This is a genomic window from Synechococcus sp. B60.1, from assembly GCF_047462555.1.
In the GTDB taxonomy this organism is placed as follows: domain Bacteria; phylum Cyanobacteriota; class Cyanobacteriia; order Thermostichales; family Thermostichaceae; genus Thermostichus.
Genome location: NZ_JANSJN010000067.1, coordinates 1 through 6509, shown reverse-complemented (window position 1 = coordinate 6509; position 6509 = coordinate 1). Strand labels below are relative to the sequence as shown.

6 protein-coding genes are annotated in these 6509 nt (G+C 61.8%); 5 read left to right on the top strand and 1 reads right to left on the bottom strand.

The genetic code is table 11. The features are described 5' to 3' along the window. Nucleotides 1-10: 10 nt before the first annotated feature. The gene (gene bchD, locus NW863_RS08715; protein ID WP_414365822.1) at nt 11-2032 is read left to right on the top strand and encodes a magnesium chelatase ATPase subunit D; all 2022 of its coding nucleotides are present in this window, start codon (nt 11-13) and stop codon (nt 2030-2032) included. Between the two features lie 124 nt (nt 2033-2156). Continuing rightward, nucleotides 2157-2885, top strand: coding sequence for a DUF2993 domain-containing protein (locus NW863_RS08710; protein WP_414365821.1), 729 nt, complete (start codon nt 2157-2159; stop codon nt 2883-2885). Between the two features lie 257 nt (nt 2886-3142). Here NW863_RS08710 and NW863_RS08705 read toward each other — a convergent pair whose 3' ends face one another. Further along, nucleotides 3143-3559, bottom strand: a complete 417-nt coding sequence (locus NW863_RS08705) for a VOC family protein (RefSeq protein ID WP_414365820.1) — start codon at nt 3557-3559, stop codon at nt 3143-3145. A 175-nt stretch (nt 3560-3734) separates the two neighbouring features. On the opposite strand from NW863_RS08705, the gene NW863_RS08700 reads away from it, so the two are divergent. The 3 genes from NW863_RS08700 (at nt 3735) to mreD (ending at nt 6206) form a co-directional block, all read left to right on the top strand. Beyond that, nucleotides 3735-4763 carry a rod shape-determining protein gene (locus tag NW863_RS08700; RefSeq protein WP_414365819.1) on the top strand — a complete coding sequence of 343 codons (1029 nt, stop codon included), beginning with the start codon at nt 3735-3737 and terminating at the stop codon, nt 4761-4763. A gap of 80 nt (nt 4764-4843) precedes the next feature. Next, nucleotides 4844-5602: a rod shape-determining protein MreC gene (mreC, locus tag NW863_RS08695; protein ID WP_414365818.1), complete on the top strand. Its 759-nt coding sequence runs from the start codon at nt 4844-4846 to the stop codon at nt 5600-5602. Further along, nucleotides 5574-6206: a rod shape-determining protein MreD gene (gene mreD / locus NW863_RS08690; protein ID WP_414365817.1), complete on the top strand. Its 633-nt coding sequence runs from the start codon at nt 5574-5576 to the stop codon at nt 6204-6206. Before mreC ends, mreD begins: the two co-directional genes overlap by 29 nt. The last annotated feature ends 303 nt before the right edge of the window (nt 6207-6509 follow it).

The window sequence follows — 6509 nt, the reverse complement described above, 5'->3', positions numbered from 1 at the left end:
TTAACCGTCGATGACCCACCTCCCCAAGTCACCCCTGGGATCCGTAACCCTAGCCCCTCCCCGCACCTTCCCCCTTACCGCTGTCGTCGGACAGCAAACCGCCAAGCTGGCTCTATTGCTGGCGGCGGTGGATCCCAGCTTGGGAGGGGTGGTGCTGGTGGGGCCGCGCGGCACGGCCAAGTCGGTCTTGGCCCGAGGGATCCACGCCCTGCTACCTCCCATCGAGGTCATCGCCGGCTCCTATTGCAACGACGACCCGGCGCGGCCTGAGACCTGGTCGGACTGGGCCAAGGCCCGCTACCCGCAGGGGACGACACCCCCCACCCAACTGATAGCCCCTCCCTTTGTCCAGATTCCCCTGGGGGTGACGGAGGATCGGCTGCTGGGATCCGTGGATGTGGAGGCCTCGGTGAAGCAGGGGGAAACGGTCTTCCAGCCAGGGCTCTTGGCTGCCGCCCACCGCGGTGTGCTCTATGTGGACGACATCCACCTCTTAGACGACGCCATCGTCAACCTGCTGCTGACAGTGGTGGGAGAGGGGGTAAACCGCCTGGAACGAGAAGGGCTGAGCCTGCAGCACCCCTGCCGGCCTCTCCTAGTGGCCACCTACAACCCCGAAGAGGGATCCCTGCGCCCCCACCTGCTGGATCGCCTAGCGCTGGTGGTGCCGGTGGGGCAGGAGCTGAGCTTGGAGGAGCGAGGGGAAATTGTCCAGCGGGCAACTCGATTTGTCGACGCCCCTGAGCCCTTTCTGGCCGAGCATCAGGCGGAAGTGGAGGAAATCCGCACCCGCATTCTCCTGGCGCGGGAGTGGCTGCCCCAGGTCAAGCCACAGCGGGAGCAGATCCACTACCTGGTGCAGGAGGCCATCCGCGGCAATGTCCAAGGCCATCGAGGGGAGCAGTTTGCCCTGCGGGCGGCCTCTGCCCTGGCGGCGCTGGAGGGACGGGATCACCTCTTGGCCGAAGACCTGCAACAGGCAGTGCAACTGGTGCTGCTGCCCCGCGCCCGCTACAACCCCGACCAGCCACCTCCTCCCCCACCCCCATCCCAGCAGTCGGATCTCCAGCCGCCAGAGCCCGACAAGGAGGGAGAAGACAGAGAAGAGACGGAACCCCAGCCGGAAAATCTCAGCCTGCCCCAGGAGTTTTTCTTCGATCCCGAACAAGTAGCCCTTGACCCGCGCCTCTTGGCCTTTGCCCAAGCTCTAAGCCAACAGGGAAAAACGGGATCCCGCAGCTTGGTGTTTAGCACCGACCGGGGCCGCTACGTCAAGCCCATCCTGCCCCAGGGAGCCAACCCCCGCATCGCCGTTGACGCTACCCTGCGGGCTGCCGCCCCCTATCAGAAAAGTCGCCGCCTACGGCACCCAGGGAGGGCCGTCATCGTCGAGCCTGGCGACATCCGCGCCAAGAAGCTGGCCCGCAAAGCTGGAGCCTTGGTGATCTTCGTGGTGGATGCCTCTGGCTCCATGGCTCTTAACCGCATGCAGGCGGCCAAAGGCGCAGCTCTGCGCCTGCTGACCGAGGCCTACCAAAACCGTGACAAGGTTGCCCTGATTGCCTTTCGCGGCGAGGCTGCCGAAGTGTTGCTGCCCCCCACCCGCTCCATCGAGCTGGCCCGCCGCCGCCTGGAATCCCTGCCCTGTGGCGGCGGATCCCCCCTGGCCCATGCTCTCACCCAAGCGGTGCGCCTGGGGGTGAACGCTCGCGCCAGTGGCGACGTGGGTCAAGTCATGCTGGTGGCCCTTACCGATGGCCGAGCTAACATCCCCCTCAGCCGCTCTCTGGGACGCAGCGAAGGCGATCCCACTGACCTGAAGCAGGAGCTGCGGGAGATCGCCCTGCGTATCCGCGCCCTGGGGCTGAAGCTGCTCTTAATCGACTCGCAGAGCCGCTTTGTAACCACTGGCTTTGGCGCCGAGCTGGCCGAGCTGGCGGGCGGACGCTACTTTCATCTGCCCCGCGCCACCGACCAGGGGATCGCAGCCGTGGCCCGCTCGGCCATGCAAGAGGGACGCCCATACCCTTGAGAGAGCAGCTCTCCCTCGGTAGGAGCTGTAACTTTTCTTAATGTTTAGTTATGATCCCTGTAGGCGCTCTCCACCTTGCCCTATGACCACAGGACTCCTGCCAGAACTGCTCCTTGAGAATCCTATGGCCGTCGACTGGGTTAGCCGGGGGGTGAGCGCAGCCATTCGCGCTCTCTTTAAGCATGCAGAGCGGTTGGAGGCGCGCGTGCGGGCAGAGCCCATTGCCAAGCTGTTGCAGGGACGCATCGACAGCTTTGAGCTGCGGGGCCAGCACCTGCAGATGTACAACGGCCTGCGGCTTTCGCTTTTGGAGCTGTTTTGCAATGCTGTGGCCATCGATTTCAGCCAAATCTGGCAGGGGCGGATCAAGCTGCGGCAGCCGGTGCAGGCCACAATGCGGGTGGTGCTGAGCGAAGCGGATCTGGCGCAATCTTTCAACACCCCTTTTGTGCTGAGCAAGCTGGCCCAGGTGGGGCAGGAAGGCAAGCCTCTGTCGTTTCATCAGGTCGAGGTTCACATCACCCCAGAGCAGCGGCTGCAATTGCAGGCCAAGGTTCAGTCAGGGGGAGCAAAGCCCTTGCAGGTGGGCTTTTCCGCTCGCATTCAGGTGCTAGAACGCCGCCGCATTTGCTTTGCCGATCCGCTGTGTGAAGGCGACACAGAGGAGGGGCGGGCCCTGAGCCAAGCCTTGGTGGATCACCTGAATGCACTCCTGGATTTGGATCGGCTAGCCCTGCAAGGGAGCGAGCTGCGGGTAGATCGGGTGTGCCTACAGCCTCAACAGATGATCCTCTACGGCAGCGCTACTCTGGTGCGGTTTCCCACCCGCCAACCCCACTGGGAAAATGCTTGACAACCTTTCAGGCGGCGTGTACGCTCAAGACTGGTGAGGAGTGAAGAGAAGAAGCCTCTGGGGTCGAAACACGGACAGACGCCCAGAGGTTTTTTCATGACCTGGTCAGCCTCGACGGGGACACCGCACCCATACCTAGCCCCCGAGCTTCAACTCTTCTCAACTCAACCATAGGGGACTTTTCCCAACACGCACCTGGCACAACTTTTGCTCGGAAAGGTTCGAAAGAGTCTCCCCTGAGACTTAGGGGTCTTGGTTCAGTTGCAAGTGCCCTCCCAGGTCATCGCCTGCCAGAAGGCCGCGGAAGGTTGGTGCAATACAATGCGATTGCCATCGGGATCCTGGAAGTCCACCTCCTGGCCGTGAAAGGCCTGCCGCAAGGGCGAAACGGGGATCTGGTGCTCCGCCAACACCGCCGCTAGGGATCCGAGGCATGCCGCCAGATCCTGCACCTGCAGGCAAAGACTTACTGCCCCCGCCTGGGCGGCAAACTCTGGATGGAGACTGCGGTAGAGGCCCAGTCGCAGGCCAGGCAGGCGAAACTCCACATACACTGGCTCTCCCTCCCTGGAGAGCTGAACTTGGGGCGGGATCCCCAAGAGGGTCTGGTAAAAGTGCAACAAACGGGGCAAATTGGGGGTGGCCAAGCTCAGCAAAGCTGCAACAATCTGCATCGCAACCGGAAAAAGGAAGCTACCCATTTTAATCCCAACTTCCGCTGATGGCCAGCCCTAACTGCGCCACTCGGAAAGGGATCCCCGTGGCGGGGGAGATTCTCTCCCAGGATTGGATTATAGTAGGTACCGAGACTTGCTGCTCTTCACGAAGTAAAAACTGGAGCAACCTACCGTGGGGCTATTCAGCCGATTTTCCCGTGACATGGGCATCGATCTGGGCACGGCCAACACCCTAGTCTATGTGGCTGGCCGCGGCATTGTCCTACAGGAGCCCTCTGTTGTCGCCATCGACCAAAACACCAAACAACCGCTGGCCGTGGGGGAAGATGCCAAAAAAATGTTGGGCCGTACCCCTGGCAACATCGTGGCTGTGCGCCCTCTGCGCGATGGGGTGATCGCCGACTTCGACACGGCGGAGATGATGCTGAAGCACTTCATCCAGCGGGTGCATGGAGGTCGTTACTTGATCGCCCCGCGCATCGTCATCGGGATCCCGAGTGGGGTGACTGGCGTGGAGCGACGGGCGGTGATGGAAGCGGCCCTGCAAGCTGGCTCGCGGGAGGTATATTTGGTGGATGAGCCGGTGGCGGCAGCAATCGGAGCGGGGCTGCCGGTGCAAGAGCCCACCGGGAACATGATCATCGACATCGGCGGCGGCACCACCGAGGTGGCCGTCCTCAGCTTGCAAGGGATCGTCCTCAGCGAGTCGGTGCGGGTGGCAGGAGACGAGCTGAGCGAGGCCATTATCCAGTACATGAAAAAAGTTCACAACCTCACCATCGGGGAGCGCACTGCCGAAGAGATTAAAATTCAAATCGGCTCTGCCTACCCAATTCAAGAGGAGCTGACCATGGAAGTGCGTGGCCTCCACCTGCTCTCGGGTTTGCCCCGTACCGTTACGGTGAAGAGCACTGAGATCCGTGAGAGCATGGCCGAGCCGCTCTCGGTCATTGTGGAGGCCATCAAGCGCACCCTGGAGCGCACGCCGCCGGAATTGGCGGCAGACATTATTGACCGCGGCATTATGTTGGCGGGAGGGGGGGCGTTGCTCAAGGGGCTAGACGCCCTGATCAGCCACGAGACCGGGATCCTGGTTCACATTGCCCCGGATCCCCTCAGTTGTGTGGTGCTTGGTACAGGACGGGTTTTGGAGGACTTCAAGACCTTGGGTCGAGTCCTGAGCGGCAGCTTCAAAGGCTAGAAGCGTTTCTCTATGCGCTTCCCTAAGGATCTTAGAATCCCAAGGGCAGGTGTGAGTCGAGTGGTTCAAAGGGGTGCTGATTGAATCGGCTACACCAGTGGTGGAGGCGCCATGGTTTGGGGCTGCTCCTGTCTGCTTCGACGATAGGAGGGGCGTGGGCTTTGCGCCAGACTCAGGGATCCTTGCTGGTGGAACTGTACAGTTGGCTCACCGCACCCATCCGCCCACCTGTGAACCCTGACGCCGTACTTAGCCAGGCCGCCACCCGCGAGCTGCAGGCCCTGGTGGCCGAGCTGCAGCGTCAAAATCGCGAGCTAAAGCAACTGCTGCAGTTTACCGAGCAGATGCCCCAGGCGAGGATCCCGGCGGCAGTGGTGGGCCGCAGCGCCGATCACTGGTGGCAACAGCTCACCCTCAGCCGTGGCAGCCGACATGGGGTCAGGGTAGGAGATGTGGTCATGGCACCAGGAGGATTGGTCGGGCGGGTTGAGGCGGTAACCCCCAACACCAGCCGCGTGCTGCTGATCAGCGATCCCACCAGCCGTGTCGGGGTGATGCTCAGCCGCAGCCGGCACATGGGCATCTTGCGGGGCACCGGCACCCAGAATGCCATCTTGGATTTTTTCGATAAGGATCCCAAAGTGGAAGTGGGGGATGTGGTGGTAACTTCGGGCCTAAGCAGCTTCTACCCGGCGGGGGTTGTGGTGGGAACGATTCGAGCCATCAACCTGGATGCCAGCCCTGCCCCACAAGCCACTGTTGAACTGTCGGCGCCCCTGGGCCTCTTGGAGTGGGCCTTGATTTACCGCTATGCTCAACCTTCTGCTTCTCAACCTTAAGTCTCGCCTCAATTGGCTGGTCACCGCCTTGTCGGGGCTGTTGGCGGTGGTGGCCCCTTGGTGGCGGGGGCCAGGCTTGGAGCTGGCGGGCTTAACCCCCGACTGGCCCCTGATCTGGGTGGTGTGCTGGAGCGTGCGGCGCAAGGCTTGGCAGGGGGCTGTTGCCGGGATTACATTGGGTTTTCTGCAGGATGCCCTGACCAACCCTTATCCTACCCATGCTCTGGGGTTGGCAGTGGTCGGGATCCTCACGGCCAAGTTGCAGAAACAGCGCTACATGCAAGAGGACTTCATCTCTGTGGCTTTGATCGTCTTCGGCATGGTGGTGATTGCCGAGACGCTGATGGCACTGCAATGGATGTGGTTGACGGCCTCTCAGGGATCCGCTGGCCTCGAGCCAGCGGAAATGGTAAATTGGCTAGATGGGTTGGCGAACTCCTCGCCCGCTGCCGCTGCTATTGGCGGCAATGGCCCACGTTCTCTGGAGAGCATCTGGTGGAACCATCAGCGCAATGCTCTCACGTCGGCTATTCTAAGCAGCCTGTGGGCCCCCGCTCTCTATTGGCCCCTCAGCCGTTGGTGGCAATCTCAAGAAGAGAGCTAGCTGCAGGTTCTGGGGCCAGCGCTCTGCATTCTCCAAGCCAGCATTCCCCACAGCCGCTGCCGGGCTCGATGGGACATCAGTTGCACAGCCACTATTCCAAACGGCGGCGAAACTGCTCCTTGTCCTAGCCCCTACTTCCTCTCTCCCTGGGAGAGGGGCCGAACTTGGGTGGGGGCTTGTAGTCGCTCTCAGAGGGATCCGTTTTCGCGTGAACGACTCCCGACACTCATCTTCGTTGAGTCAACACAAGAGTACGGGCTTCACGCTTCACAAACTTGTTGGTACAGAGGTCTTGGCGTGCTG